23 protein-coding genes are annotated in these 26,154 nt (G+C 72.0%); 17 read left to right on the plus strand and 6 right to left on the minus strand.

All coding sequences use genetic code 11. The annotated features are described in order from the left end of the window. Window positions 1-54: 54 nt before the first annotated feature. The 8 genes from AMK10_RS30155 to AMK10_RS30190 all read left to right on the plus strand — a co-directional run bounded on the left by AMK10_RS30155 (window position 55) and on the right by AMK10_RS30190 (window position 8,916). Complete coding sequence (locus tag AMK10_RS30155; RefSeq protein ID WP_073751732.1) at window positions 55-1,164, plus strand: quinone-dependent dihydroorotate dehydrogenase; 1,110 nt, start codon at window positions 55-57, stop codon at window positions 1,162-1,164. Then, window positions 1,161-2,000, plus strand: a complete 840-nt coding sequence (gene pyrF, locus AMK10_RS30160) for an orotidine-5'-phosphate decarboxylase (RefSeq protein ID WP_073751733.1) — start codon at window positions 1,161-1,163, stop codon at window positions 1,998-2,000. Before AMK10_RS30155 ends, pyrF begins: the two co-directional genes overlap by 4 nt. 245 nt (window positions 2,001-2,245) lie before the next feature. Continuing rightward, entirely contained in the window at window positions 2,246-2,569 is a 324-nt protein-coding gene (locus AMK10_RS30165) for an integration host factor (RefSeq protein ID WP_014157387.1), read from the plus strand. 38 nt (window positions 2,570-2,607) lie between these two features. Continuing rightward, entirely contained in the window at window positions 2,608-3,225 is a 618-nt protein-coding gene (gene gmk, locus AMK10_RS30170; protein ID WP_073751734.1) for a guanylate kinase, read from the plus strand. A gap of 102 nt (window positions 3,226-3,327) precedes the next feature. After that, a complete protein-coding gene (gene rpoZ / locus AMK10_RS30175; protein WP_003970369.1) occupies window positions 3,328-3,600 on the plus strand; it encodes a DNA-directed RNA polymerase subunit omega in 273 nt (90 codons plus the stop codon). Between the two features lie 176 nt (window positions 3,601-3,776). Beyond that, window positions 3,777-4,988: a bifunctional phosphopantothenoylcysteine decarboxylase/phosphopantothenate--cysteine ligase CoaBC gene (gene coaBC, locus AMK10_RS30180; protein ID WP_073751735.1), complete on the plus strand. Its 1,212-nt coding sequence runs from the start codon at window positions 3,777-3,779 to the stop codon at window positions 4,986-4,988. Between the two features lie 230 nt (window positions 4,989-5,218). Beyond that, window positions 5,219-6,427, plus strand: a complete 1,209-nt coding sequence (gene metK, locus AMK10_RS30185) for a methionine adenosyltransferase (RefSeq protein WP_073751736.1) — start codon at window positions 5,219-5,221, stop codon at window positions 6,425-6,427. Window positions 6,428-6,771: 344 nt separating this feature from the next. After that, complete coding sequence (locus tag AMK10_RS30190; protein WP_073751737.1) at window positions 6,772-8,916, plus strand: primosomal protein N'; 2,145 nt, start codon at window positions 6,772-6,774, stop codon at window positions 8,914-8,916. A gap of 69 nt (window positions 8,917-8,985) precedes the next feature. On the opposite strand, the gene AMK10_RS30195 is transcribed toward AMK10_RS30190, so the two are convergent. After that, a complete protein-coding gene (locus AMK10_RS30195; RefSeq protein WP_073751738.1) occupies window positions 8,986-9,498 on the minus strand; it encodes a hypothetical protein in 513 nt (170 codons plus the stop codon). A gap of 261 nt (window positions 9,499-9,759) precedes the next feature. Here AMK10_RS30195 and fmt point away from each other — a divergent pair, with 261 nt between their 5' ends. The 4 genes from fmt to AMK10_RS30215 all read left to right on the plus strand — a co-directional run bounded on the left by fmt (window position 9,760) and on the right by AMK10_RS30215 (window position 14,202). Next, window positions 9,760-10,692, plus strand: coding sequence for a methionyl-tRNA formyltransferase (fmt, locus tag AMK10_RS30200; RefSeq protein WP_073751739.1), 933 nt, complete (start codon window positions 9,760-9,762; stop codon window positions 10,690-10,692). Between the two features lie 162 nt (window positions 10,693-10,854). Then, window positions 10,855-12,288, plus strand: coding sequence for an RsmB/NOP family class I SAM-dependent RNA methyltransferase (locus AMK10_RS30205; protein ID WP_073751741.1), 1,434 nt, complete (start codon window positions 10,855-10,857; stop codon window positions 12,286-12,288). 104 nt (window positions 12,289-12,392) lie between these two features. Beyond that, window positions 12,393-13,076: a ribulose-phosphate 3-epimerase gene (rpe, locus tag AMK10_RS30210; protein ID WP_073751743.1), complete on the plus strand. Its 684-nt coding sequence runs from the start codon at window positions 12,393-12,395 to the stop codon at window positions 13,074-13,076. Between the two features lie 133 nt (window positions 13,077-13,209). Further along, complete coding sequence (locus AMK10_RS30215) at window positions 13,210-14,202, plus strand: sugar-binding transcriptional regulator (RefSeq protein ID WP_443333125.1); 993 nt, start codon at window positions 13,210-13,212, stop codon at window positions 14,200-14,202. A 76-nt stretch (window positions 14,203-14,278) separates the two neighbouring features. Here the strand turns inward: AMK10_RS30215 and AMK10_RS30220 are convergent, their stop codons facing one another. Further along, on the minus strand, window positions 14,279-15,331 hold the full coding sequence (locus AMK10_RS30220; RefSeq protein ID WP_073751747.1) for a terpene synthase family protein: 1,053 nt from the start codon (window positions 15,329-15,331) through the stop codon (window positions 14,279-14,281). A gap of 291 nt (window positions 15,332-15,622) precedes the next feature. Here AMK10_RS30220 and AMK10_RS30225 point away from each other — a divergent pair, with 291 nt between their 5' ends. The 5 genes from AMK10_RS30225 (at window position 15,623) to AMK10_RS30245 (ending at window position 22,165) form a co-directional block, all read left to right on the plus strand. Next, window positions 15,623-17,089 (plus strand): GuaB1 family IMP dehydrogenase-related protein, encoded by a 1,467-nt coding sequence (locus AMK10_RS30225; protein WP_073751749.1) that lies wholly within the window; start codon window positions 15,623-15,625, stop codon window positions 17,087-17,089. Between the two features lie 204 nt (window positions 17,090-17,293). Beyond that, a complete protein-coding gene (locus AMK10_RS30230; RefSeq protein WP_073751751.1) occupies window positions 17,294-18,754 on the plus strand; it encodes an aldehyde dehydrogenase family protein in 1,461 nt (486 codons plus the stop codon). A gap of 114 nt (window positions 18,755-18,868) precedes the next feature. Further along, window positions 18,869-19,324 (plus strand): Lrp/AsnC family transcriptional regulator, encoded by a 456-nt coding sequence (locus AMK10_RS30235; protein WP_073751753.1) that lies wholly within the window; start codon window positions 18,869-18,871, stop codon window positions 19,322-19,324. Window positions 19,325-19,624: 300 nt separating this feature from the next. Beyond that, the gene (locus AMK10_RS30240) at window positions 19,625-20,422 is read left to right on the plus strand and encodes a carbon-nitrogen hydrolase family protein (protein ID WP_073751755.1); all 798 of its coding nucleotides are present in this window, start codon (window positions 19,625-19,627) and stop codon (window positions 20,420-20,422) included. A gap of 48 nt (window positions 20,423-20,470) precedes the next feature. Further along, a complete protein-coding gene (locus AMK10_RS30245; RefSeq protein ID WP_073751757.1) occupies window positions 20,471-22,165 on the plus strand; it encodes a flavin monoamine oxidase family protein in 1,695 nt (564 codons plus the stop codon). 7 nt (window positions 22,166-22,172) lie between these two features. Here the strand turns inward: AMK10_RS30245 and AMK10_RS30250 are convergent, their stop codons facing one another. From AMK10_RS30250 to AMK10_RS30265, 4 genes are read right to left on the minus strand one after another with little or no spacing between them, the layout of a single operon-like run. Next, window positions 22,173-23,021 (minus strand): fumarylacetoacetate hydrolase family protein, encoded by an 849-nt coding sequence (locus AMK10_RS30250; RefSeq protein ID WP_073751759.1) that lies wholly within the window; start codon window positions 23,019-23,021, stop codon window positions 22,173-22,175. Between the two features lie 39 nt (window positions 23,022-23,060). Further along, window positions 23,061-24,074, minus strand: coding sequence for a hydroxyacid dehydrogenase (locus tag AMK10_RS30255; protein WP_073751761.1), 1,014 nt, complete (start codon window positions 24,072-24,074; stop codon window positions 23,061-23,063). Continuing rightward, window positions 24,058-25,113 carry a dihydrodipicolinate synthase family protein gene (locus AMK10_RS30260; RefSeq protein WP_073751762.1) on the minus strand — a complete coding sequence of 352 codons (1,056 nt, stop codon included), beginning with the start codon at window positions 25,111-25,113 and terminating at the stop codon, window positions 24,058-24,060. The genes AMK10_RS30255 and AMK10_RS30260 overlap by 17 nt, the downstream gene beginning before the upstream one ends. An 8-nt stretch (window positions 25,114-25,121) precedes the next feature. Then, window positions 25,122-26,150: an NAD-dependent epimerase/dehydratase family protein gene (locus tag AMK10_RS30265; RefSeq protein WP_073751764.1), complete on the minus strand. Its 1,029-nt coding sequence runs from the start codon at window positions 26,148-26,150 to the stop codon at window positions 25,122-25,124. Window positions 26,151-26,154 lie beyond the last annotated feature (4 nt).

A 26,154-nucleotide genomic window follows, 5' to 3' on the forward strand; every position in this document is an offset into this window, starting at 1 on the left:
GGACGCCCAGGGGGACACCGGAAACGGTGTCCCCCTCTTCATGAGGACACCGTGATGTACAAACTCTTCTTCCAGCTGGTCTTCAAGCGGATGGACCCGGAGCAGGCCCACCACCTGGCCTTCCGCTGGATCCGTCTCGCCGCCCGCGTGCCCGTGCTCCGCACCTTCGTCGCCGCCGCGCTCGCCCCCCGCCACGAGGAACTGCGCACCGAGGCACTCGGCCTGCGGATGCACGGCCCCTTCGGGCTCGCGGCCGGCTTCGACAAGAACGCCGTGGCGATCGACGGCATGTCGATGCTCGGCTTCGACCACATCGAGATCGGCACCGTCACCGGCGAGCCCCAGCCCGGCAACCCGAAGAAGCGGCTGTTCCGCCTCGTCGCCGACCGGGCGCTCATCAACCGCATGGGCTTCAACAACGAGGGCTCAGCGGCCGTGGCCGAGCGTCTCGCCGCCCGCAACCCCGTCTTCCGCACGACCGTGGGCGTCAACATCGGCAAGACCAAGGCCGTCCCCGAGGCCGAGGCGGTGGGGGACTACGTGAAGTCCACCGAGCGGCTCGCCGCCCACGCCGACTACCTCGTCGTGAACGTCTCCTCGCCGAACACCCCCGGCCTGCGCAACCTCCAGGCCACCGAGGCGCTCCGCCCGCTGCTCAGCGCCGTGCGCGAGGCCGCCGACCGCACCGTCACCGGGCGGCGGGTCCCGCTGCTCGTCAAGATCGCCCCGGACCTCGCCGACGAGGACGTCGACGCGGTCGCCGACCTCGCCGTCGAGCTCGGTCTGGACGGCATCATCGCCACCAACACGACCATCGCCCGCGACGGCCTCGGCCTGAAGTCCGACGCATCCCTGGTCCAGGAGACCGGCGGGCTCTCCGGCGCACCCCTCAAGGAGCGCTCCCTGGAGGTCCTGAGCCGCCTGTACGCGCGTGTGGGCACCCGGATCACCCTGGTGGGTGTCGGAGGCATCGAGAACGCCGAGGACGCCTGGCAGCGCATCCTCGCCGGTGCCACGCTCGTCCAGGGCTACAGCGCCTTCATCTACGAGGGCCCGTTCTACGCCCGCGCGATCCACAAGGGCCTGGCCGCCCGGCTGGCCGCATCCCCGTACACCACCCTCGCCGAAGCCGTCGGCGCCGAGACACGGAAGGTCATGCAGTGACCCCTGAACCCTTCGGCGCGCGCCTGCGCCACGCCATGGACACCCGCGGACCGCTCTGCGTGGGCATCGACCCGCACGCCTCCCTGCTCACCTCCTGGGGCCTGAACGACGACATCGCGGGCCTGGAGCGCTTCACGCGCACGGTCGTCGAGGCACTGGCCGACCGGGTCGCCGTGCTGAAGCCGCAGTCGGCCTTCTTCGAGCGCTTCGGTTCGCGCGGCATCGCCGTACTGGAGAAGGCCGTCGAGGAGGCCCGTGCGGCCGGGGCGCTGGTGCTCATGGACGCCAAGCGCGGGGACATCGGCTCCACGATGGGCGCCTACGCGGCGACCTACCTCGACAAGGACTCCCCGCTCTTCTCCGACGCGGTCACCGTCTCGCCCTACCTCGGCTTCGGCTCGCTGCGCCCGGCGCTCGACGCCGCGGCGATCTCCGGCGCGGGCGTCTTCGTGCTCGCCCTCACCTCCAACCCGGAGGGCGCCGAGGTGCAGCGCGCCACCGCCGCCGACGGGCGCTCGCTGGCGCAGGTGATGCTCGACCACATGGCCGTCGAGAACGCGGGCGCGACGCCGCTCGGTTCGGTCGGCGCGGTCGTCGGCGCCACGCTCGGGGACGCGGGCGTCGATCTGGCGGTCAACGGCCCGCTGCTCGCTCCCGGCATCGGAGCCCAGGGCGCCACTCCCGCGGATCTTCCCCGCGTGTTCGGCGCCGCGGTGGGCAACGTGGTGCCGAGCGTGAGCCGGGGCGTGCTGCGCCACGGTCCGGACGCGTCAGGGCTGCGCGAAGCCGCCGGACGGTTCGCGGACGAGGTCCGTACGGCCGTCTCGGAAAGCTGACCATGCCACGTAACAGCCTGTTGACGGAATCCTGACCAGAATTCCGGGTTGTTATGGCTGAAATGTCCGGGTCGGTCAAGGCTGACCAGGACTTTTCGTCTGTTCTCGCTGACTCAGGCGGCCATGGCCGCTAGTCTCCGTCGAGAGCCAACGAGTACAGGTTGTTTCGTTGCTCACCAGGTGTGGAGCCACCAGGGTCCACACCGGTCCGTATCCGACAGATCGACATCCGAGGTGACGTAGGCGTGGCTCTTCCGCCCCTTACCCCTGAACAGCGCGCAGCCGCGCTCGAAAAGGCCGCCGCGGCTCGCCGGGAGCGGGCCGAGGTCAAGAATCGACTCAAGCACTCCGGCGCCTCCCTCCACGAGGTCATCAAGCAGGGCCAGGAGAACGACGTCATCGGCAAGATGAAGGTCTCCGCCCTCCTGGAGTCCCTGCCGGGCGTGGGCAAGGTCCGCGCCAAGCAGATCATGGAGCGGCTCGGCATCTCCGAGAGCCGACGGGTCCGGGGTCTCGGCTCCAACCAGATCGCATCCCTGGAGCGTGAGTTCGGCGGCAGCGCCGCCTGACGTTCTCAGGCACCCCTGAGAACCTGGATAATCGCCCCATGGCTGCAACATCCCGGGGGACGTCCCCCGTACCCCCGGACGTACGTCCGCGGCTGACCGTGCTCTCCGGCCCCTCCGGGGTCGGCAAGAGCACGGTCGTCGCGCATATGCGCAAGGTCCACCCCGAGGTCTGGCTCTCGGTGTCCGCGACGACCCGTAAGCCCCGCCCCGGCGAGCGCAACGGGGTCCACTACTTCTTCGTGGACAACGAGGAGTTCGACAAGCTGATCGCCAACGGCGAGCTGCTGGAGTGGGCCGAATTCGCGGGCAACCGCTACGGCACGCCCCGCCGTGCCGTGCTCGACCGCCTGGAGTCGGGCGAGCCGGTGCTGCTGGAGATCGACCTCCAGGGCGCCCGGCTGGTCCGCCAGTCGATGCCTGAAGCGCAGCTCGTCTTCCTCGCGCCGCCCAGCTGGGACGAGCTGGTGCGCCGGCTCACCGGCCGGGGCACGGAGGAGCCCGACGTGATCGAGCGCCGGCTCGCGGCCGCCAAGGTGGAACTGGCCGCCGAGGAGGAGTTCGACACGACCCTCGTCAACACCTCCGTCGAGGACGTGGCACGCGAGCTGCTAACGTTGATGCTGCAGGCTTCCGGCCTCCGCGGCATCGACGACTGACCTCACCGGTCCCTCGTCGCTGCACGGACGCAGAGCATCACCACTGCGGAACCAGCATGATCAAAGATCTCTTTGATCTCTATCCCCTTCGGAAGGCAGAGAGTGTCCTCTTCCATCACCACGCCCGAGGGCATCATCAACCCGCCGATTGATGAGCTCCTCGAGGCCACCGACTCGAAGTACAGCCTCGTGATCTACGCCGCCAAGCGCGCGCGCCAGATCAACGCGTACTACTCGCAGCTCGGTGAAGGCCTCCTCGAGTACGTCGGTCCGCTCGTCGACACCCACGTGCACGAGAAGCCGCTCTCGATCGCGCTCCGCGAGATCAACGCGGGCCTGCTGACCTCCGAGGCCATCGAAGGCCCCGCGCAGTAATCAGGCGGTACGCAGGAAACGCACCTTCACCACAGGCCCGGCGGCCTTTGCCGCCGGGCCTGTGGTGTGTCCGCAGCGGGCCCGCCGCGGGGCCGCGGGCGCGGTGAGGCAGCATGGAGTACGTACGTCATGAGGCCGCACGCGAGTGCGCGGAGACACGAGTGCGGGGAGACGCAGTGGAGAAGCCGAAGGTCGTCCTGGGGGTCAGCGGAGGCATCGCCGCCTACAAGGCGTGCGAGCTGCTGCGCAGGCTGACCGAGTCGGGCCACGACGTACGGGTCGTGCCGACCGACGCGTCGCTGAACTTCGTCGGGGCGGCGACCTGGTCCGCCCTCTCCGGGAACCCCGTCTCGACCGAGGTCTGGGAGAGCGTCCACGAGGTGCCGCACGTCAGGATCGGCCAGGCCGCCGACCTCGTGGTCGTCGCCCCCGCGACCGCGGACATGCTCGCCAGGGCCGCCCACGGCCTGGCCGACGACCTCCTCACGAACACCCTGCTCACCGCGCGCTGTCCGGTCGTCTTCGCGCCCGCGATGCACACCGAGATGTGGGAGCACCCCGCCACCCAGGAGAACGTCGCCACCCTGCGCCGCCGGGGCGCCGTCGTCATCGAGCCGGCCGTCGGCAGGCTCACCGGTGTGGACACGGGCAAGGGCAGGCTGCCCGACCCGGGGGAGATCTTCGAGGTCTGCCGCGCCGTCCTGACGCGCGGTCCCGGCGCGCCCGACCTCGCGGGCCGGCATGTGGTGATCAGCGCGGGCGGCACCCGTGAACCCCTCGACCCCGTCCGCTACCTGGGCAACCGCTCCTCGGGCAAGCAGGGCTACGCCCTCGCCCGCACGGCGGTCGCCCGGGGCGCCCGGGTGACGCTGGTCGAGGCCAACACGGGGCTTCCCGACCCCGCGGGCGCCGACGTGGTGCGCGTGGGAACCGCCGTGCAGCTGCGCGAGGCCGTGCTGAAGGCCGCGGCCGACGCCGATGTGGTGGTCATGGCGGCGGCGGTCGCCGACTTCCGTCCCGCCGTCTACGCCGGCGGCAAGATCAAGAAGAAGGACGGCCAGAAACCGGCCGCCGTCGAGCTCGTCCGCAACCCCGACATCCTCGCCGAGGTCGCCGCGGAACGCGCCCGGCCCGGACAGATCGTCGTCGGCTTCGCCGCCGAGACCGACGACGTCCTCGCCAACGGACGCGAGAAGCTCCGCCGCAAGGGCTGCGATCTCCTCGTCGTCAACGAGGTGGGGGAGCGCAAGACCTTCGGCTCCGAGGAGAACGAGGCGGTCGTGCTCGCCGCCGACGGAGGCGAGACCGTGGTGCCGTTCGGTCCCAAGGAAGCGCTCGCCGACACGGTGTGGGACCTCGTGGCGGCACGTTTCGGCCAGATTACATAGGTCCGAGCTGATGGGAGGAATCTCACGATAATCGGCCATATTGTGCACCCGAAAGGATGGATTTTCATACCGCCGTCAACGGTGCCGCAGGTCACAGACCTCCCAAGGGGCGAGACGCGTGGCCCATTCACCGGGAGCGACCGATAAACTGGTCGACGGAATGTGCCGGGCGCAGCTCCCGGTGGTCCATCAATGATCAGCCAGCAGCCGCTGCAACCCCAGGGAGCGATGTGTCCCGCCGTCTCTTCACCTCGGAGTCCGTAACCGAGGGCCACCCCGACAAGATCGCTGACCAGATCAGCGACACGATTCTCGACGCGCTCCTGCGTGAGGACCCTTCCTCGCGCGTCGCCGTCGAGACTTTGATCACCACTGGTCTGGTGCATGTCGCGGGTGAGGTCACGACCAAGGCCTACGCCGACATCCCCAACCTTGTGCGCAACAAGGTCCTGGAGATCGGCTACGACTCCTCCAAGAAGGGCTTCGACGGAGCCTCCTGCGGCGTCTCCGTGTCCATCGGGGCACAGTCCCCGGACATCGCCCAGGGCGTCGACACCGCTTACGAGAAGCGCGTCGAGGGCGACGAGGACGAGCTCGACAAGCAGGGCGCGGGCGACCAGGGGCTGATGTTCGGCTACGCCTGCGACGAGACGCCCGAGCTGATGCCGCTCCCGATCTACCTGGCGCACCGGCTCTCCCGCCGGCTGTCCGAGGTCCGCAAGAACGGGACCATCCCGTACCTGCGCCCCGACGGCAAGACCCAGGTCACCATCGAGTACGACGGCGACAAGGCCGTCCGCCTCGACACGGTCGTCGTCTCCTCGCAGCACGCCTCCGACATCGACCTCGACTCGCTGCTCGCGCCCGACATCCGCGAGTTCGTCGTGGAGCACGTCCTCGCGCAGCTGATCGAGGACGGCATCAAGCTGGACACGGAGGGCTACCGCCTCCTGGTGAACCCGACCGGCCGCTTCGAGATCGGCGGCCCGATGGGCGACGCCGGCCTCACCGGCCGCAAGATCATCATCGACACGTACGGCGGCATGGCCCGCCACGGCGGCGGCGCCTTCTCCGGCAAGGACCCGTCCAAGGTCGACCGCTCGGCCGCCTACGCCATGCGCTGGGTCGCCAAGAACGTCGTCGCGGCCGGCCTGGCCACCCGCTGCGAGGTCCAGGTCGCCTACGCGATCGGCAAGGCAGAGCCGGTGGGCCTGTTCGTCGAGACCTTCGGCACCGCCGCGGTCGACACGGAGAAGATCGAGCACGCGATCGGCGAGGTCTTCGACCTCCGCCCGGCCGCGATCATCCGTGACCTCGACCTGCTCCGCCCGATCTACGCCCAGACCGCGGCGTACGGGCACTTCGGCCGCGAGCTCCCCGACTTCACCTGGGAGCGCACCGACCGCGTGGACGCGCTGCGCGAGGCGGCGGGGCTCTAGGCACCGCCGACCCGTCCCGTACGCCGGGGCCCGGACACCGTGACGCGGTGGCCGGGCCCCGGCGCGCGTGTTCCGTCCGGCGCCCGACGCCTCCCGGCGGCCCGATTCCTCGCGTGGGCCGCGTGGGCTGCGGAGTCCACGTGCCGTGCGTGGGGAGAAATGCGGGGTGCGGCGCCCACGTGCCGTGCCCCATAATGGCGTCGGCTCCCGGTGCGGAGGCCGCGGATACTTCTGGAGCGGGGCACTGCCCCGTGTTGAAAGGACCCTCCCGTGGCCGGACATGATCTCGGGAGCCGTTTCGGTGTCCGGCGCCGCTGTCGGTGGCGTCTGGTAGGAATTTGGCTGTGAGCAGCGACGACGAGCGTTCCGACGAGCCCGAGGCCGGGGCACCGGAGCAGCTTGCGCTGATCCGGGAGACGGTGCGCCGGGCCAAGGTGCCGCGCGCCAAGCCCCGGACCTGGCGGGGCGCCCCGCTCGCCGCGGAGCTCCCGGTCGCCCGCGTCCTGGTGAACAAGGGCGCGCTCCACCTCGACCAGTATTTCGACTACGCCGTCCCTGAGGAGCTCGACGCCGAGGCCCGCCCCGGTGTCCGGGTCCGGGTGCGGTTCGGCGCCGGGGGACGGCAGGTCCGCGGCGGCAGGCGCGAGGGCGGCGGCCTGATCGACGGCTTCCTGATCGAGCGCCGCGCCTCCTCGGACTATCAGGGCGCCCTCGCCGCCCTCGCCTACGTCGTCTCGCCGGAGCCGGTGCTCGGCCCGGAGCTGCTGGAGCTCTCGCGAGCCGTGGCCGACCGTTACGCCGGCAGCCTCGCCGATGTGCTCCAGCTCGCCGTGCCGCCCAGGAACGGCCGGGCGGAGTCCAAGCCGTCGCCCGTGCCCCTGCCGCCGCCCCCGGCCCCGGAGCCCGGCACCTGGGAGCGCTACACCCAGGGGCCCGGATTCCTGCGGGCGCTCGCCGAGGGCGGCGCGCCCCGGGCCGTGTGGACCGCGCTGCCCGGACCGCACTGGCCCGAGGAGATCGCCCGTGCCGTGGCCGCCACCCTCGCCTCGGGACGCGGCGCGCTCGTCGTCGTACCGGACGGGCGCAGCGCCGGGCGGGTCGACACCGCCCTGACCGGGGTGCTGGGGGAGGGCCGGCATGCGCTGCTGACCGCCGACTCGGGCCCCGAGAAGCGCTACCGCCAGTGGCTCGCGGTCCGGCGCGGCTCGGTGCGCGCGGTGGTCGGGACCAGGGCCGCGATGTTCGCGCCCGTCGCCGATCTGGGGCTGGTGGCCGTCTGGGACGACGGCGACTCCAGCCACAGCGACGACAACGCCCCGTTCCCGCACGTCAGGGAGGTCCTGGAGCTCCGGGCCGCGCACGGCAGGTGCGCCTTCCTGCTGGGCGGGACGAACTGCACCGTCGAGGCCGCGCAACTGGTCGAGAGCGGCTGGGCCCTGCCCCTGCGCGCGGACCGGGAGCAGCTGCGGATTGCCGCGCCTCTCGTGCGTACGGTCGGGGACGGAGAGCTGGCGCGGGACGGCGCGGCCCGCTCGGCGCGGCTGCCCAGCCTGGCCTGGCAGACCGTGCGGGACGGCCTGCGCAGCGGCCCGGTGCTGGTCCAGGTGCCGCGCCGCGGTTACGCCCCCCGGCTGGCCTGCGAGCGCTGCCGGGAGCCCGCACGGTGCCGTCACTGCGCCGGGCCGCTCCAGGCCCCCGACCAGCGGGACCTCGACTGCGCCTGGTGCGGGCGGGCCGAGACGGCCTGGAGCTGCGTGGCCTGCGGCGGAGTCCGGCTGAGGGCACAGATCGTCGGGGCCCGCAGGACCGCCGAGGAGCTGGGTCGGGCCTTTCCCGCCGTCCCGGTGCGGACGTCCGGGCGGGACCATGTGCTGGACTCCGTGCCCGGGCAGCCCGCCCTGGTCGTCAGCACCCCGGGGGCCGAACCGGTGGCCGAGGGCGGTTACGCCGCCGCCCTGCTGCTGGACGGCTGGGCGATGGTGGGCAGGCCCGACCTGCGGGCGGGCGAGGAGGCGCTGCGCCGCTGGACGGCCGCCGCCGCACTGGTGCGCGGCCAGCCCGAGGGCGGCACGGTCGTGATCGTGGCCGAGCCGACCCTGCGGCCGGTCCAGGCGCTGGTCCGCTGGGACCCGGTCGGCCACGCCCGCCGTGAACTCGCGGAGCGGGCCGAGCTCGGATTCCCGCCCGTGTCCCGGATGGCTTCGGTGACAGGCCCTGCCGAGGCGGTGGCCGCCTTCCTCGCGGGGACCGAGTTGCCCCCGGAGGCGGAGGTGCTGGGCCCGGTGCCGGTGCCGGGCGGCGCTCCCGGCAGGCCCCGCAGGCAGGGGGACACCCCGCCGGGCGAGACCTGGGACCGGGCGCTGGTCAGGGTTCCGCCCGGGCGCGGAGCGGCTCTGGCGTCCGCGCTCAAGGCGGCGCAGGCGGCCCGGACGGCCAAGGGCACCGGAGATCCGGTGCGGATCAGGATCGATCCGCCGGACATCGGCTGACGGAACCGGTGCCACGAGCCGTGCCACGGGACGCCGGGCAGGCGAGGAGGGCCGTCGCCCCCTCCCGGGTCAACCGTTGCGCGGGCCGGGGAACGCGCCCGGGCGGTCCGACGGCTGCGGCGGCATGGAGCGGGCCGCGGGCACGACGGGCAGCGCGGGGGAGGAGCTCTGCGCCGTGGGCAGCGGGCGGTTCACGGTCTCGGGAGCCTGCTCCGCCGTACCCGGCTGCGGGGTGTTGCGGCGAGCGCCGTAACGGCGGTGCACCGCCTGCTTGGTGACCCCGAGCGCGGAACCAACCGCGTCCCACGAGAAGCCCAGCGAGCGGTCGAAGTCCACCGCCGCCGTCACCAGCGTCTCGACGCTGTCCCGCAGTTCCTGGGCGAGCCGGACCGTCGGGGCCGGCGCCCTCCCGTAGACGACGAAGCCCGCGGAGGGGCCGGAGCGGCGCGGACGGTAGACGTTGCCCAGCTGCGCAGTGAGGGTGCGCAGGGCGTCCACCTGCCGCCGGACCCGCTCGATGTCCCGCACCAACAGATGCAGGCTGGCGCGCGCTTGGGCGTCATGGGTTGCGTGGTCGGCCATGAAGAAGCCTCTCGAACCGGCGTTGAAAGGGATCGGACCGCGTGAGGGCGGTCCACTTCGGTCAATCTCACTTGACCAACGCCTCACCCGGCCATGTGGTCACGCAATAGGGGCGTATGTGCATATGCGCGGGGCGCACGCACCCCCGCACGCTCCCCGTCGCCGCACGGCCACGGGCCTGCGTACGCTCCCCGGGGCCGGGCCCTAGACTGGTGTGCTGCTCGCCACGTACGTACCGGCCCGAGAGGCAGTCCGCCACCCATGAAGCTCGTCTTCGCAGGCACCCCCGAGGTCGCCGTTCCCGCCCTGGACGCCCTGATCGCCTCCGAGCGCCACGAGGTGGCCGCCGTGGTGACCCGACCCGACGCCCCGGCCGGGCGCGGGCGCAGGCTCGTCGCCAGCCCCGTGGCCGAGCGCGCCGAGGAGGAGGGCATCGAGGTGCTCAAGCCCGTCAGGCCCCGCGACGAGGACTTCCTGGCGCGGCTGCGCGAGATCGCGCCGGACTGCTGCCCCGTGGTCGCGTACGGCGCCCTGCTGCCGAAGACCGCGCTGGACGTGCCGGCCAGGGGCTGGGTCAATCTGCACTTCTCCCTGCTGCCCGCCTGGCGAGGTGCCGCGCCCGTGCAGCACGCGGTGATGGCCGGGGACGAGGTCACCGGCGCCTCCACCTTCCTGATCGAGGAGGGGCTGGACTCCGGGCCCGTCTACGGCGTCCTGACCGAGGAGGTCCGGCCCACCGACACCAGCGGTGACCTGCTCACCCGGCTCGCCTTCGCGGGCGCCGGGCTGCTCGCGGCGACCATGGACGGCATCGAGGACGGCACCCTGCACGCCGTCCCGCAGCCCGCGGAGGGCGTGACCCTCGCACCCAAGATCAGCGTCGATGACGCCCAGGTGCAGTGGTCCGCGCCCGCGCTCAGGGTCGACCGGGTGGTGCGCGGATGCACCCCCGCCCCGGGGGCGTGGACCCTCTTCCGCGGGGAACGCCTCAAGCTGGTCCAGGCCGTGCCCGTCCTGGACCGCACCGACCTGGCCCCGGGCGAGCTGTCCGCCGGCAAGAACAACGTGTACGTGGGCACCGGCTCGCACGCCGTGGAGCTCCTCTGGGTCCAGCCCCAGGGCAAGAAGCCGATGCGGGCCGCCGACTGGGCCCGCGGAGTCCGTATCGCCCACGGGGAGCTGCTGGGCCTCTGACGAGGCCCGGTGGGGCTCCGGGCTCCTGACGGAGGGCGCCCGGGAGCCGCCACGGCCCAGGACGGGTCCCGGGGCGGGCGACCCCGCGCCGGACGGCGCCCCGGGGCGGGGGACGTACGCTGGACGGGTTCGCCCCCTCACCATCAGCGGAGCACCTTTCACGTGAACGACCAGCAGCGTCGCCGTCCCGCCAAGCCGCACCGCCGTCCCCAGAAGGACCCGGTCCGCTTCCTCGCCTTCGAGGTGCTCCGGGCCGTCGACGAGCGCGACGCCTACGCCAACCTCGTCCTGCCCCCGCTGCTGAAGAAGGCACGCGCCAAGGGCGACTTCGAGGGCAGGGACGCGGCCCTGGCGACCGAGCTGGTATACGGGACGCTGCGCCGCCAGGGCACCTACGACGCGATCGTCGCCGCGTGCATCGACCGGCCGCTGCGCGAGGTCGACCCGCCGGTGCTCGACGTGCTCAACATGGGCGTCCACCAGCTGCTCGGCACCCGCATCCCGACCCACGCCGCCGTCTCCGCCAGCGTGGAGCTCGCACGGGTGGTGCTCGGCGAGGGCCGCGCCAAGTTCGTCAACGCGGTGCTGCGCAAGGTCACCGCGCACGACCTCGACGGATGGCTGGAGCGCGTCGCCCCCTCGTACGAGGAGGACGCCGAGGAGCACCTCTCCGTCGTCCACTCGCACCCCCGCTGGGTCGTCTCCGCCCTCTGGGACGCCCTGGGCGGCGGCCGGGCCGGGATCGAGGACCTGCTGGAGGCGGACAACGAGCGGCCCGAGGTGACGCTCGTCGCCCGCCCCGGCCGCTCCACCACCGACGAGCTGCTGGACGCCCTCGGAGAGGAGAGCGGCCTTCCCGGCCGCTGGTCGCCCTACGCCGTGCGGATGGCCGAGGGCGGCGAGCCCGGAGCCCTGGCGGCCGTGCGGGACGGCAGCGCCGGTGTGCAGGACGAGGGCAGCCAGCTCGTCGCCGCCGCCCTGGCCAACGCCCCCGTCGAGGGCGACGACACCCGGTGGCTCGACGGCTGCGCCGGCCCCGGCGGCAAGGCCGCCCTGCTGGCCGCGCTCGCCACCGGACGCGGCGCGACCCTCCTCGCAGCGGAGAAGCAGCCGCACCGCGCACGGCTCGTCGAGCGCGCGCTCGCGGGCAACCCCGGGCCGTACCAGGTGATCACCGCCGACGGGACCCGCCCGCCGTGGCAGCCCGGCTCCTTCGACCGGGTCCTGATGGACGTGCCCTGCTCCGGCCTCGGCGCGCTGCGCCGCCGCCCGGAGTCCCGCTGGCGCCGCCGCGCCGAGGACCTGGAGGGCTTCGCCCCGCTGCAACGCGGTCTGCTGCGCGAGGCGTTGAAGGCCGTACGGGTCGGAGGGGTCGTCGGATACGCCACCTGCTCCCCGCACCTCGCCGAGACCAGGGTCGTCGTCGAGGACGTGCTCAAGGGGCGCGGCGGCGCGTCCGCCGAGGCCGAGTGGATCGACGCACGTCCGCTGATCCCGGGCGTGCCCGCGCTGGGCGACGGGCCCGACGTCCAGTTGTGGCCGCACCTGCACGGCACGGACGCGATGTACCTCGCGCTGCTGCGCCGCACGGGCTGAGCGCGGGGTGGAATAGCCGGGAATGCGCGAACCGTAATGATCCCGTGAGGCTTTGGGACGCACCGAGGCGGGGAAGTGGCCCGGAGCATGGCAGGCTTGGGTGCATGGCCCAGATCAACCCCAGCATCCTGTCCGCCGACTTCGCACGTCTCGCCGAGGAGGCGAAGGCCGTCGAAGGCGCCGACTGGCTCCATGTCGATGTCATGGACAACCACTTCGTGCCCAACCTGACGCTCGGCGTTCCCATCGTGGAGGCGCTGAGCAAGGCCACGGACACCCCGCTGGACTGCCACCTGATGATCGAGGACGCGGACCGCTGGGCGCCGCAGTACGTCGAGGCCGGCGCGGGCTCGGTGACCTTCCACGCGGAGGCCGCCGCCGCGCCCGTGCGGCTGGCGCGGGAGATCAGGGCCAAGGGGGCGCGCGCCTCCATGGCCCTGAAGCCCGCTACGCCCATCGAGCCCTACGAGGACCTGCTCCCCGAGCTCGACATGCTGCTGATCATGACCGTGGAGCCGGGATTCGGCGGCCAGGCGTTCCTGGACATCATGCTGCCGAAGATCCGCCGCACCCGTGAGCTGATCGCCAAGCACGGTCTCGAGCTGTGGCTCCAGGTCGACGGCGGCGTGTCCGCCTCCACCATCGAGCGGTGCGCCGAGGCCGGCGCGGACGTGTTCGTCGCGGGTTCGGCCGTGTACGGGGCCGAGGACCCGGCCGAGGCGGTGCGGGCACTGCGCGCCCAGGCGGAGACGGCCACCGCCGCCGCCCCCTGGGCGTGCGGCCACTGAGACAAGAGCAGATGAACGCGGCCCGACGGGCCGGATCAAGGATCGCCGGATCTGACAGGATGAACGGCGTATCGGGCGTGTGAACAGCAGTGAGGAGATCGCGGTGTCTGGCATCTCGGCGGGTCGGTCAGCCATGCGGATGGGACCCGCGGAGCTGGTGCAGGCGGCGGCCATGGCCCGCCGGTTCTACCTCGAGGGGAAGTCCAAGATCCAGATCGCCGAGGAGTTCGGCGTCAGCCGCTTCAAGGTGGCCAGGGTCCTGGAGACCGCCCTCGAGCGTGATCTCGTACGGATCGAGATCCGGGTACCGGCGGAGCTGGACGCGGAGCGTTCCGACGCGCTCCGGGCACGCTACGGCCTGCGGCACGCTGTCGTGGTCGAGTCCCCGGCGGAGGAACAGGACGACGCGGCCGACCCGGAGAACCTGGGTGAGGTCGCGGCCGAGCTGCTCGGCGAGCTGGTGAACGAGGGCGATGTGCTGGGGCTGGCCTGGGGCCGCTCCACCATCCACATGGCGGCGGCGCTGGACCGGCTGCCGCCCTGCACGGTCGTGCAGCTGACGGGCGTCTACGACGCGGGGACGGCCGAGCGCGGCTCGGTCGAGGCGGTCCGCCGCGCCGCACAGGTGTCCGGCGGCGAGGCGCATCCCATCTACGCGCCGATGCTGCTGCCCGACCCGGCGACGGCGGCGGCGCTGCGCCATCAGACGGGTATCGCCCGCGCCTTCGAGTACTTCGACAAGGTGACGGTCGCCGCGGTCTCCATCGGATCGTGGGAACCCGGGATCTCGACCGTCCACGACATGCTCTCCGACGAGGAGCGCGGCCACTACGCCTCGCTCGGTGTGGCGGCGGAGATGTCGGCGCACCTCTTCGACGCGAACGGACGCCGGGTCGGCCGGGACCTCGGCGAGCGGTGCATCACCGTGGAGGCCGACAGGCTGCGCCGGATTCCCGAGGTGGTGGCCATCGCCGGGGGCCAGCGCAAGGCCGCCGCGATCGGTGCCGTGCTGCGATCGGGCCTGGTCACCAGCCTGGTCACGGACACGGCGGCGGCCGACTACCTCCTGACGGAGTCCGCCGCGGGCCAGCGCCCCGCCCTGGAGCGGGCCGACCCCGACGACTGAGCCGGGACACGACCGAGCCGGGACATGACGGAGGCCGGGCACCCCGCGGGGTGCCCGGCCTCCGTCATGTCCCGGCTCAGCGGCTGTCACCCGCGGTCTGCCGCGCGCGCTCCGCGCCCACACCGAGCACGGCATCCTCCAGATACGCTCCGGGCTCCTCGTACTGGCCGACGGCCGCGGGGTTGTAGCGGGGGGTCTGCCGCGACCAGTCGAGGTTCCCGCGCATCCAGCTCCGCATCCCGTCGAGGTAGGGCACGAGCACGCCCGAGAGCTGCGGGTAGAGGTCGAGCAGTTCCTCCTCCGCCGTGAGGAACCGTTCCGTCTCCGTGGCTATCTCCGCGCAGACGTGTTCGAGTGCCTGCTGCTTCCCGTAGCCGCGGTGGTGGCGGACGAGGTGGACGAGGTTGTGGATCTCGCCGAGCACCTGCTCCTTCTCGTAGGAGTAGACGTCGTTCGCCCAGCACACGACGTTGCAGGAGGCTTCGAGCGCCGTGATGAAGCGGGGGTCGTTGTGGACCCACTCGGGGGCCCCGATCCCGGCCACGATCTCGATGAGGTCCATGCAGACGTGGATCGCCCCGGTGTGCCGGCGCCGGGTGATGTAGGTGGCCTCGGAGGGCACGACGCCGTCGGCGCGGTTGCCCGCCTCCCAGGTGGTGGCGGTCGTGAGGTAGGTCATCAGATGCCAGGTGAACCGGCTGCGCCAGTGCGGGGCGGCCTTCGGGATCGTACGTTCCCACAAGTCCACCAGGGCGACGACGGCGGCGGGGGCCTCCTCGCCCGGCAGGAGGCCGGGAGCCGTGCCGTCGACCACGGCGCGCATGCGTTCCACCACGTGGCGTACCCGGTCGGGATCGCTTCCCAGGTCGCCGTCGTCCAGCTGGTCGTCGACGAGGAAGAGCCAGACGAACCAGTCGGCGACGAGATCGAGGTGCTCGCCGTTCGCCGTCGGGTAGACCATGCCGACGAAGGAGCCGAAATCGGCCTGTTCGAAGCGCTCCCTGGCGGACTTCCGGTGGACCAGGCCGGTGCGTCGCGTCCAGCGGTCGAGATGCTCGCGGGTGTGCCCCACGTGCGGATTGCTCCGCTGGGGGAACGGGCAGTAGATGTCCGGCAGTTCGCTCTCCACAGGCAGACCCCATCCTCTCCGGTCGAGCGCGTGGCAGGTGTTCCGGATGGTGGCGGCGTTGCCTTTACCCCAGAGACCTGCGCATTTGAAGCTACCTGACCCCTCGTCACCTGGTCCAGGGATAATGATCGCGAGTGCTCGAATCCCGTTCGGGTAGGGTCCATGGGTAAGGCAGGTCTCCACTTGCCCCGCCCCCGGAGCGGCTCCTTGGAGGAACCGACGAACGCGGGGGCGCATTGCTGTGTCTTCGTGGAAGCGACCTGCGCCGATTCATATGAAAAAATGGGTGTTATGCGTTTTCTTGAACCCGGCACCGGTCGTTACACGGCCTCTCCCTCGGTCCCTTACGACCTGACGTACGACGACGTCTTCATGGTTCCCGGCCGTTCCTCGGTCGGATCCCGCCAGGCGGTGGACCTCTCCTCGCCGGACGGCAGCGGTACGACCATTCCCCTCGTCGTCGCGAACATGACCGCGATCGCCGGCCGCCGGATGGCCGAGACGATCGCCCGGCGCGGTGGCCTGGTCGTGATCCCCCAGGACATCCCGATCGAGGTCGTCACCGAGGTCATCAGCTGGGTGAAGAAGCGTCACCTCGTCCTCGACACGCCGATCGTGCTGGCCCCCGGCCAGACCGTCGCCGACGCGCTGTCCCTCCTGCACAAGCGGGCCCACGGAGCCGGTGTCGTCGTGGACGAAGGGCACCGGCCGGTCGGTGTCGTCACCGACCACGACCTGAGCGGCGTGGACCGCTTCACCCAGCTGTCCGAGGTCATGTCCAAGGACCTGGTCGTGCTGGACGCGGACATCGACCCGCGCGAGGCCTTCAACCGCCTCGACGGGGCCAACCGCAAGCTCGCTCCGGCGGTCGACGCGGACGGCCGGCTCGTCGGCATCCTCACCCGTAAGGCCGCGCTCCGCGCGACGCTCTACACCCCCGCGACCGACGCGGACGGCAAGCTGCGGATCGCCGCCGCCGTCGGTATCAACGGCGACGTGGCGGGCAAGGCCAAGCAGCTCCTCGACGCGGGTGTGGACACCCTCGTCGTGGACACCGCGCACGGCCACCAGGAGTCCATGATCAGCGCGGTCGCCGCCGTGCGGGCGCTCGACCCGGGTGTGCCGATCGTCGCGGGCAACGTCGTGGCCGCCGAGGGTGTGCGCGACCTCATCGAGGCGGGCGCCGACATCATCAAGGTCGGCGTCGGCCCCGGCGCGATGTGCACGACCCGGATGATGACCGGTGTCGGCAGGCCGCAGTTCTCCGCCGTCCTGGAGTGCGCCGCCGAGGCGAGGAAGCACGGCAAGCACGTCTGGGCCGACGGCGGCGTGCGGCACCCGCGCGACGTGGCGATGGCCCTCGCGGCCGGCGCGTCCAACGTCATGATCGGGTCCTGGTTCGCCGGAACGTACGAGTCGCCCGGCGACCTCCAGCAGTCCGCCGACGGGCGGTACTACAAGGAGTCGTTCGGGATGGCCTCGGCGCGAGCGGTCAAGAACCGGACCTCGGAGGAGTCCGCCTACGACCGGGCCCGCAAGGGACTGTTCGAGGAGGGCATCTCCACCTCGCGGATGTTCCTCGACCCGGCCCGCCCGGGTGTGGAGGACCTGATCGACTCGATCATCGCCGGTGTCCGCTCCTCCTGCACCTACGCCGGTGCGGCCTCGCTGGAAGAGTTCGCCGAGAAGGCGATCGTGGGTGTCCAGAGCGCCGCCGGTTACGCGGAGGGCAAGCCGCTGCACGCCAGCTGGAGCTGATCGCGCGGCCCTGCCGGGCCTCGTGCCACAGGTGCCCCTCCCGGGTCTGCATCCCGGGAGGGGCACCTTTTTCTGTTCGTTCGATGACCGGTCCGCGACGACTTGTTTTCACCTGTGAGCATCTCAGTCCGACCTCAACTTGGTTGAATCGTAAGTAACATGAGCGCCAGTCAACTGCCCGCCCTTCTCCGGCAAAGGGATCTCATGACCTCCTTCTTCACCGATCTGGCCCAGCAGTACATCGACGGCGAGTGGAGGCCGGGGAAGGGGTCCTGGGACATCATCGACTTCAACCCGTACAGCGGGGAGAAGCTCGCCTCGATCACCGTCGCCACCGCAGGTGAGATCGACCAGGCCTACCGCTCGGCCGAGCGGGCGCAGCCGGAGTGGGCGGACACCAACCCGTACGCCCGGCGGGCGGTGCTGGAGAAGGCGCTGCGCGTCGTCGAGGAGCGCGAGGACGAGATCGGCGAGGCGATCGTCGCCGAGCTCGGCGGCACGCGTCTGAAGGCGGGCTTCGAGCTGCACCTCGCCAAGGAGTTCCTCCGCGAGGCGGCCCAGCTCACGCTGCGCTCCACGGGGCAGATCCTGCCCTCGCCGACCGACGGCAAGGAGAACCGCGTCTACCGGCTGCCCGTAGGGGTCGTGGGCGTCATCAGCCCCTTCAACTTCCCCTTCCTGCTGTCGCTCAAGTCGGTCGCGCCCGCCCTCGCGCTCGGCAACGCCGTGGTCCTCAAGCCGCACCAGAACACCCCGGTCTGCGGCGGCACGCTGATCGCCAAGGTCTTCGAGGAGGCGGGGCTGCCCGCCGGACTGCTGAACGTCGTGGTCACCGACATCGCCGAGATCGGCGACAGCCTGCTGGAGCACCCCGTCCCGCAGGTCATCTCCTTCACCGGCTCGGACAAGATAGGCCGGCACGTCGCCACGGTCTGCGCGGCCAACCTCAAGCGCGCGGTGCTCGAACTCGGTGGCAACAGCGCGCTGATCGTCCTGGACGACGCCGATGTGGACTACGCCGTCGACGCGGCCGTCTTCAGCCGCTACATCCACCAGGGCCAGGTCTGCATGGCGGCCAACCGCATCCTGGTGGACCGCGCGGTGGAGCAGGAGTTCACCGAGAAGTTCGTCGCCAAGGTCGCCTCCCTGCGCGTCGGCGACCCGGCCGACCCCGCCACCCACATCGGCCCGCTGATCAGCTCCTCGCAGGCCGACGCGGTGACCAGGCTCGTCGACGAGACCGTGGAGGCGGGCGCCACCGCACTGCTGCACGGTGGGACCGAGGGCAACCTCGTGAGCCCGTCCGTCCTGACCGGTCTCGCCCCCGATTCCCCCGTGCTCCAGCAGGAGATCTTCGGCCCCGTGGCCCTGCTCGTCCCCTTCGACGGCGAGGACGAGGCCGTACGGATCGCCAACGACACCCCGTACGGGCTGAGCGGCGCCGTCCACACCGCGAACGTCGAGCGCGGAGTGCGGGTGGGGCAGCGCGTCCGCACCGGCATGATCCACATCAACGACGGCACGGTCCACGACGAGCCCGTCGTCCCCTTCGGCGGCGAGAAGAACTCGGGCCTCGGACGGCTGAACGGCGAATCGATGCTGGAGGCCTTCACCACCCAGAAGTGGATCTCGGTCCAGCACGGCCGCTCGCAGTTCCCCTTCTGACCGGCGGTACCTCCGCGCCGGGCGCGCCCCGCGTGGCGCGCCCGTGGTCTACTTCGGGGGCGGCCCCGCCGCCCCCGGAACGACCGCCCGCCGCAGAGAAGTGATCCACCCGAAGTGCGCCTGAACGACCTCGACGAACGCATCGTCCACGCCCTCGCCGAAGACGCCCGCCGCTCCTACGCGGACATCGGCGCGCTCATCGGCCTCTCCGCGCCCGCGGTGAAACGCCGTGTGGACCGACTGCGTGCCGAGGGCGCCATCACGGGCTTCACCGTGCGGGTCGACCCGGCGGCGCTCGGCTGGGAGACCGAGGGGTTCATCGAGATCTACTGCAGCCGCAACACCGCCCCCGAGGCGATCAAGCGGGGCCTGTCCGCCTACCCGGAGATCGCGTCCGCCTCCACCGTGACCGGCGACGCCGACGCGATCGTGCAGGTCTTCGCCGCCGACATGCGCCACTTCGAGCAGGTGCTCGAGCGGATCGCGGGCGAGCTGTACGTCGAGCGGACCAAGTCGGTGCTGGTGCTCTCACCACTGCTGCGGCGCTACTCGTCGGGCCCGCCCGCCTGAGGCCCGCCGGCCCGCCCCGAGTCGCGCGGGCCGGTCCGTCCGCGGCGCGCGGGCCCGCCCGCCGGGGGCTCACCGGGCCCCCGTCCGCGGCGCGCGGCCCCACCTGCCCGTGGCCCGCACCGAGACCGACATCACTCGCCTGACCTGCGAAGACGCTCCACGCAACGAATCACCGCCCATCGGCCCCGGCGCGCAACGGATCGACGGTGCACACGCAACAATCGCGTCTTGTCGGCCACTGCGGCGGCCCCGTACCTTCGATACGTCTCCCCACCCCGCCCGCTCCGCCCGAGGTCAGCCATGCCGTCGTTGCGCACCGCCCTGCTCCAGAGCTCCGGACGACCCGGCGCCGTCGACGACAACCTCGCCACGCTCGACGAGGCGGCGGGACGGGCCGCGGCGGCCGGCGCCCGGCTGCTGGTCTGCCCCGAGCTGTACCTCACCGGGTACGCCGTCGGCGAGGCGCTCCCCGCACTCGCCGAACCCGCCGACGGCCCCGGAGCACGAGCCGTCGCCGACATCTGCGTACGCCACGGACTCGCCCTCCACTACGGCTACCCGGAGCGGGCCGGCGACGCCCTCTTCAACGCCTCCCTGCTCATCGGCCCCGACGGGACGACCCTCGGCGCCTACCGCAAGACCCACCTCTACGGCGACTTCGAGCAGAAGTGGTTCACCCCCGGCGAGCGCCCCGTGGTGCAGGCCGAGCTGGACGGCGTACGCGTCGGGATGCTGATCTGCTACGACGTCGAGTTCCCGGAGAACGTTCGCGCCCACGCCCTGGCCGGGACCGAGCTGCTGCTCGTGCCGACCGCGCTCATGCATCCGTATCCGTTCGTCGCCGAGTCCGTCGTGCCGGTCCGCGCCTTCGAGAGCCAGATGTACATCGCCTACGTCAACAGGACGGGCCGGGAGGGCGAGTTCGAGTTCACCGGGCTGAGCTGCCTGGCCGCCCCCGACGGCACGGTCCGCACCCGCGCCGGGCGCGGCGAGGAGCTCGTCGTCGGCGAGGTGGACCCCGCTCTGCTCTCCGCGTCCCGCACCGCGAACCCGTATCTGCGGGACCGTCTGCCCGGTCTGTACGGCTCCCTCGTCTGAGCCCCGCCCCCGTCGTCCCACGCTTCCCCCGCTAGGAGTCCGTACCCCATGACGTCCACGGTGCCCACCGCCGTCCAGCACACCGACGCGCAGCCGCCGATCACCATGTTCGGGCCGGACTTCCCGTACGCCTACGACGACTTCCTCGCGCACCCCGCCGGCATCGGGCAGATACCCGCCACCGAGCACGGCACCGAGGTCGCCGTGATCGGCGGCGGGCTCTCCGGCGTCATCGCCGCGTACGAACTGATGAAGATGGGCCTGAAGCCCGTCGTGTACGAGGCGGACCGGATCGGCGGGCGGCTGCGGACCGTCGGCTTCGAGGGCTGCGACCCCTCGCTCACGGCGGAGATGGGCGCCATGCGCTTCCCGCCCTCGTCCACGGCGCTCCAGCACTACATCGACCTGGTGGGCCTGGAGACCCGGCCGTTCCCCAACCCGCTCTCCCCGGCGACCCCTTCGACCGTCGTCGACCTCAAGGGCGAGTCGCACTACGCGCGCACCATCGACGACCTGCCGCAGGTGTACCGCGAGGTGATGGACGCCTGGAACGCCTGCCTGGAGGAGGGCGCCGACTTCTCCGGCATGAACCGCGCGATGCGCGAGCGCGACGTCCCGCGCATCAGGGAGATCTGGGCGAAGCTCGTCGAGAAGCTCGACGACCAGACCTTCTACGGTTTCCTCTGCGGCTCCGACGCCTTCAAGTCGTTCCGGCACCGCGAGATCTTCGGCCAGGTCGGCTTCGGCACCGGCGGCTGGGACACCGACTTCCCCAACTCCATCCTGGAGATCCTGCGGGTCGTCTACACCGAGGCCGACGACCACCACCGGGGGATCGTCGGCGGCAGCCAGCAGCTGCCGCTCCGGCTCTGGGACCGCGAGCCGGAGAAGACCGTGCACTGGCCGGCCGGTACCTCGCTGGCCTCGCTGCACGAGGGCGGTCAGCCGCGCACCGCCGTGACCCGGCTCGACCGCACCGCGGGCAACCGGATCACCGTCACCGACGCCACCGGCGACATCCGCACCTACCGGGCCGCGGTCTTCACCGGGCAGTCCTGGCTGCTGCTGTCCAAGATCGCCTGCGACGACCAGCTGTTCCCCATCGACCACTGGACGGCGATGGAGCGCACCCACTACATGGAGTCCTCCAAGCTGTTCGTCCCCGTCGACCGGCCCTTCTGGCTCGACAAGGACGAGGTGACCGGCAGGGACACCATGTCGATGACGCTCACCGACCGGATGACCCGCGGCACCTACCTCCTCGACGACGGGCCCGACAGGCCGGCCGTCATCTGCCTGTCGTACACCTGGTGCGACGACAGCCTGAAGTGGCTGCCGCTCTCGCCGAGCGAGCGCATGGAGGTCATGCTGAAGTCGCTCGGCGAGATCTATCCGGGCGTCGACATCAGGAGGCACATCATCGGCAACCCGGTGACGGTCTCCTGGGAGAACGAGCCCTGGTTCATGGGCGCGTTCAAGGCCAACCTGCCGGGTCACTACCGCTACCAGCGGCGGCTGTTCACCCACTTCATGCAGGACCGGCTGCCCGCCGACAGGCGAGGGCTCTTCCTCGCGGGCGACGACATCTCCTGGACGGCCGGATGGGCCGAGGGCGCCGTACAGACCGCGCTCAACGCCGTATGGGGAGTGATGAACCACTTCGGCGGTGCCACGGACGCGACGAACCCCGGCCCCGGCGACGTCTTCGACGACATCGCCCCGGTCGAGCTCCCGGAGGACTGAGCGGCCTCTACGCCGGCCGGCAGACGCTGCGCTGCCGGCCGAGGCCCGATATCTCGACCTCCATCACGTCGTCCGGCCGCAGGTACGGGAAGCGGCCGGAGAGCGCCACGCCCTGCGGCGTACCGGTGTTGACGACGTCGCCGGGCTCCAGCACCAGATACTGCGACAGATGGTGCACCAGATGTGCCACGCCGAAGATCATGTCCCCGGTCACGGAGTCCTGCCGTGGGTCCCCGTTGACGTAGCTGCGCAGCCGCAGCCGCTGCGGGTCACCGGCCTCGTCGGCCGTCACCAGCACCGGGCCCAGCGGGTTGAACGTGGCACAGCTCTTGCCCTTGGACCACTGGCCGCCCGACTGCTCCAGCTGGAAGGCGCGCTCCGACACGTCGTTGCTGACGGCGTAACCGGCGATGTACGAGGCGGCGTCGGCCGGCGAGTCCAGACAGGAGGCACGGCGGCCGATCACGACGGCCAGCTCCACCTCCCAGTCGGTCTTCTCCGAGCCGCGCGGGATGAGGACGTCGTCGTAGGGGCCGACGACCGTGTTCGGCGACTTGTAGAAGAGGATCGGCTGCTCGGGCGGCGCGGAGCCGGACTCAGCGGCGTGGGCCGCGTAGTTCTGGCCGATGCAGAGCAGCGCATGCGGACGCGCGACCGGCGCTCCGATCCGCAGCCCGGTGATGTCGGTCTCCCGGAGATCCGCGTCGGCGGGGATCAGGTCCGGATCATCCGCGAGGGCGGCGAGGAACGCTCCGTCGATGTCGGGCGTGACGCCCGACAGGTCGTAGTGCCGGCCTTCGGGACGGACGAGGACCGGGCGCTCGTGGCCCGGCTCGCCGACGCGCATGAAACGCATGGGTGAACTCTCCTGTGCTGAAGGTGTGTCGGGGGTGGTTCAGTGCAGCCGGGTCAGGGCGTCGACGGTGACCGCGTGGGCCGGGGGCCGCCCCGCCAGCAGGCGCAGCACCTCGTCGGCCGCGCTCGCGCCGAGGCGCTGCCTGCACTCGACGCTGCCCGCGGCCTGGTGCGGGGTGAGCAGCACATTGGGCAGGGTGCGCAGCGGGTGGTCCACCGGCAGCGGCTCGGCGTCGAACACGTCGATCGCCGCGTCCAGCCGGCCCGACCGCACCTCCGCGAGCAGCGCGTCCTCGTCGACCAGCCACGACCGGGCGGTGTTCACCAAGCCCGCGCCGTCCGGCATCAGCGCCAGCTGCCGGGCGCCGATCATCCGATGGGTCTCCTCGGTGACAGGTGCGTGCACGGCGACGATCCGGCTGCGCGAGAGCAGGGTGTCCAAGGGCACGGACTCCACGCCGAGCGCCCGCGCGTCCGCCTCGGACAGATACGGGTCGGTGACGGCCACCCGTGCGCCCATGGCCCGCACCATCGCGATGTACGCACGGCCGGTACGGGACGCGCCGATCACCCCGATGTCGCTGCCGTGGATCTCATGGCGCGGCGGGGCCTCGCTCGCCTCCGCCCACGTGGCACCGCCGCGCAGGGCGTGGTCGAAACGGTGGACGCGGTGCAGCAGCGACAGCGTGAAGGCCAGCGCCACCTCGGCGACCGGCCGGGCCATCTCGTCGCCGGCCTGGGTGACGAGGATGCCGCGCCGGAACACCTCCTCGGTGACGTACGGGGCGACGGCCGAGCCGGTGTGCGCCACCAGCTCCAACCGGTCCGCCGCACGCAGGAGTCCGGCGTCCACCCTGGGGGCGCGCCACGAGAGGATCAGCGCCCGGGCGCCGGGCAGCGCGGCGGCCACCGCCGCGCGGTCGGAGTGGTCGTCGAGGACGGTGAGCTCCGCCGCCCGCTCCAGTTCCCGCCACACCCCGGCGGTGAAGAACTGGGCGCGCAGCGCGGGCGGAACGGCGACGACGACCCGGGGGCGGTCAGGAGAGCCAGGCATCGAGGTGCTCCGCGACGAAGGTGTCATCGGTCAGCCAGGGGTAGGCCGCGGCCACCCGGCTGATCTCCTCGGCCTGCCCCGGCGAGAGCGTCTCGGCCGGGTCCAGGCACCGGATGTTCGCCAGCAGGCCCTGGCGGCGCAGGACTTCGTGGACCCCGGCGATGCAGCCGCGGAACGCGCCCCGCACGTCGAAGACCGCACTGTTGGCGTCCGTCAGCTCGGAGCGGCGGGCCAGGCAGCGGACCATCGCCGCGTGGTCGCCGGCGCGGGCCGCGCGGACGTCGTCGAGGAGAGCCGCGGCGGAACTCGTCCACACGGCCCACTGGCCGAGGAGCCCGCCCGCGAACCAGCGCCGGGTGCCGTCGGCCGTCTCGTACGGGGTGAGCAGGTCGCCGATGATGTCGTCGTCGTTGCCGGTGTACAGCGCCACCTCGCCGGCGCGGTCGGCCGAGGCCACCGCCCGGACGACATCGGCGGTGCGGTACCGGTCAAACGGGGCGATCTTCACCGCGACCGTCGACGGCAGATCGGTGAACGCCGACCAGAACGCCGGGGAGAGATAGCGTCCGCCGACGGCCTCCTGGAGGTAGAAGCCGATCACCGGCAGCACCTCGCCGACCGCGCGGGCCCGCTCCAGCAGCCCCTTCTCGTCGGCGCCCGGCACGGCCGGACTGAGCAGCACCGCGTCGTAGCCGAGCGCGGCGGCCGTCGTGGCCTCCGCGACCGCCTGTGCGGTGTAGCCGCAGGCACCCGCGACCTTGACGAACGGGCGGCCCGCCTCGGCGTCGATCGTCTCGGCGGCGAGTTCGAGCACCGGCCGGAACAGTCCGACGCCGGGCTCGCGGATCTCGAACTGGGTGGTGTGCACGGCGACGGCGGCACCGCCCGCACCGGACGCCAGGTAGTAGCGGGTCAGGGCCCGCTGGCGCCGTTCGTCGAAGCTGCCGTCGTCGTGCAGGGCGAGGGGGTGGGCGGGGATCACCGTTCCCCGGGCGAGTGCGCCGAGGGCGGGGGTGGCCGTGGGGGAGGGAGTGGACATGGAGTGGATCAGAACCTTCCGTCACGGACCTGGAACTTGGTGGGCTTGCCGGACAGCGGGAGCCCGCGGCGCAGCCAGTCGGCCTGCCACTCGACGAGGGTGCGCAGCGTGACGTCCGGGTAGCCGAAGAGGGCGTGGCAGCGGCTCGCGTCGGAGAGCAGCGCGGTCGGCGCCTCCTCGCCCTCGAAGACCGGCTCCCGGTCGAACTCCGCGCCGAACCAGCCGGCGATCCGGCGCACCGACGCGGTCTCGGGACCGGTGAGGTTGAGGGTGAACGCCTCGCCGCCGGTGGCATGCGGCAGGGAGCGCAGGGCGACCTCGTTGGCGTACCCCTGCCAGACCACGTTGGCGTGACCGGTCGTCACATCGACGGGCTCGCCCGCCCGGACCCGGTACGCGATGTCGGCGAGGACGCCGTAGCGCAGGTCCACCGCGTAGTTCAGACGGATCGTGGCGACCCTCGTGCCACGGGTCAGCGCGGCATGGCCGAAGATCCGCTCGCGGCCCAGGCAGGACATCGCGTACTCGCCGACAGGCCCGACCGGGTCGGTCTCCGTGGAGCCGCCGGACGCGACGGGCACCAGCGGATACACGTTACCGGTGGAGAACGCGGCGATCCGGGCGCCGGACCAGCGGCGCGCCACCCTGTCGGGCATCGCGGCGTTCACCGCCCAGGCGTGCGAGGGCGCCCCGGCCGAGCCGAACTTGGCGCCGACCATGAACACGACGTTGCCGGCGTCCGGCAGTGCGGCCAGGTCGGCGGCGGGGTCCATCAGGTCGAAGGCGACGGTGCGTATCCCGGCCGCCTCCAGCTCCCCGGCGGCGGACGGGTCGGACCAGCGGGAGACCGCGTACACGGTCACGTCCTCGCGGCCGGCGGCGTCCAGTGCGCGGCGGGCCAGCCGGCACAGGCTGGGGCCCATCTTGCCGCCCGCGCCGAGGACCAGCAGATCGCCTTCGAGCCGGCCGAGATCGGCGACGAGCGCGGCGGAGGGGGTGGCGAGCCGCTCTTCGAGGGCGGCCTCATCGGTGAACATGCGT

The sequence above is a fragment of the Streptomyces sp. CB02058 genome, from assembly GCF_001905505.1.
Taxonomy (GTDB): Bacteria; Actinomycetota; Actinomycetes; order Streptomycetales; family Streptomycetaceae; genus Streptomyces.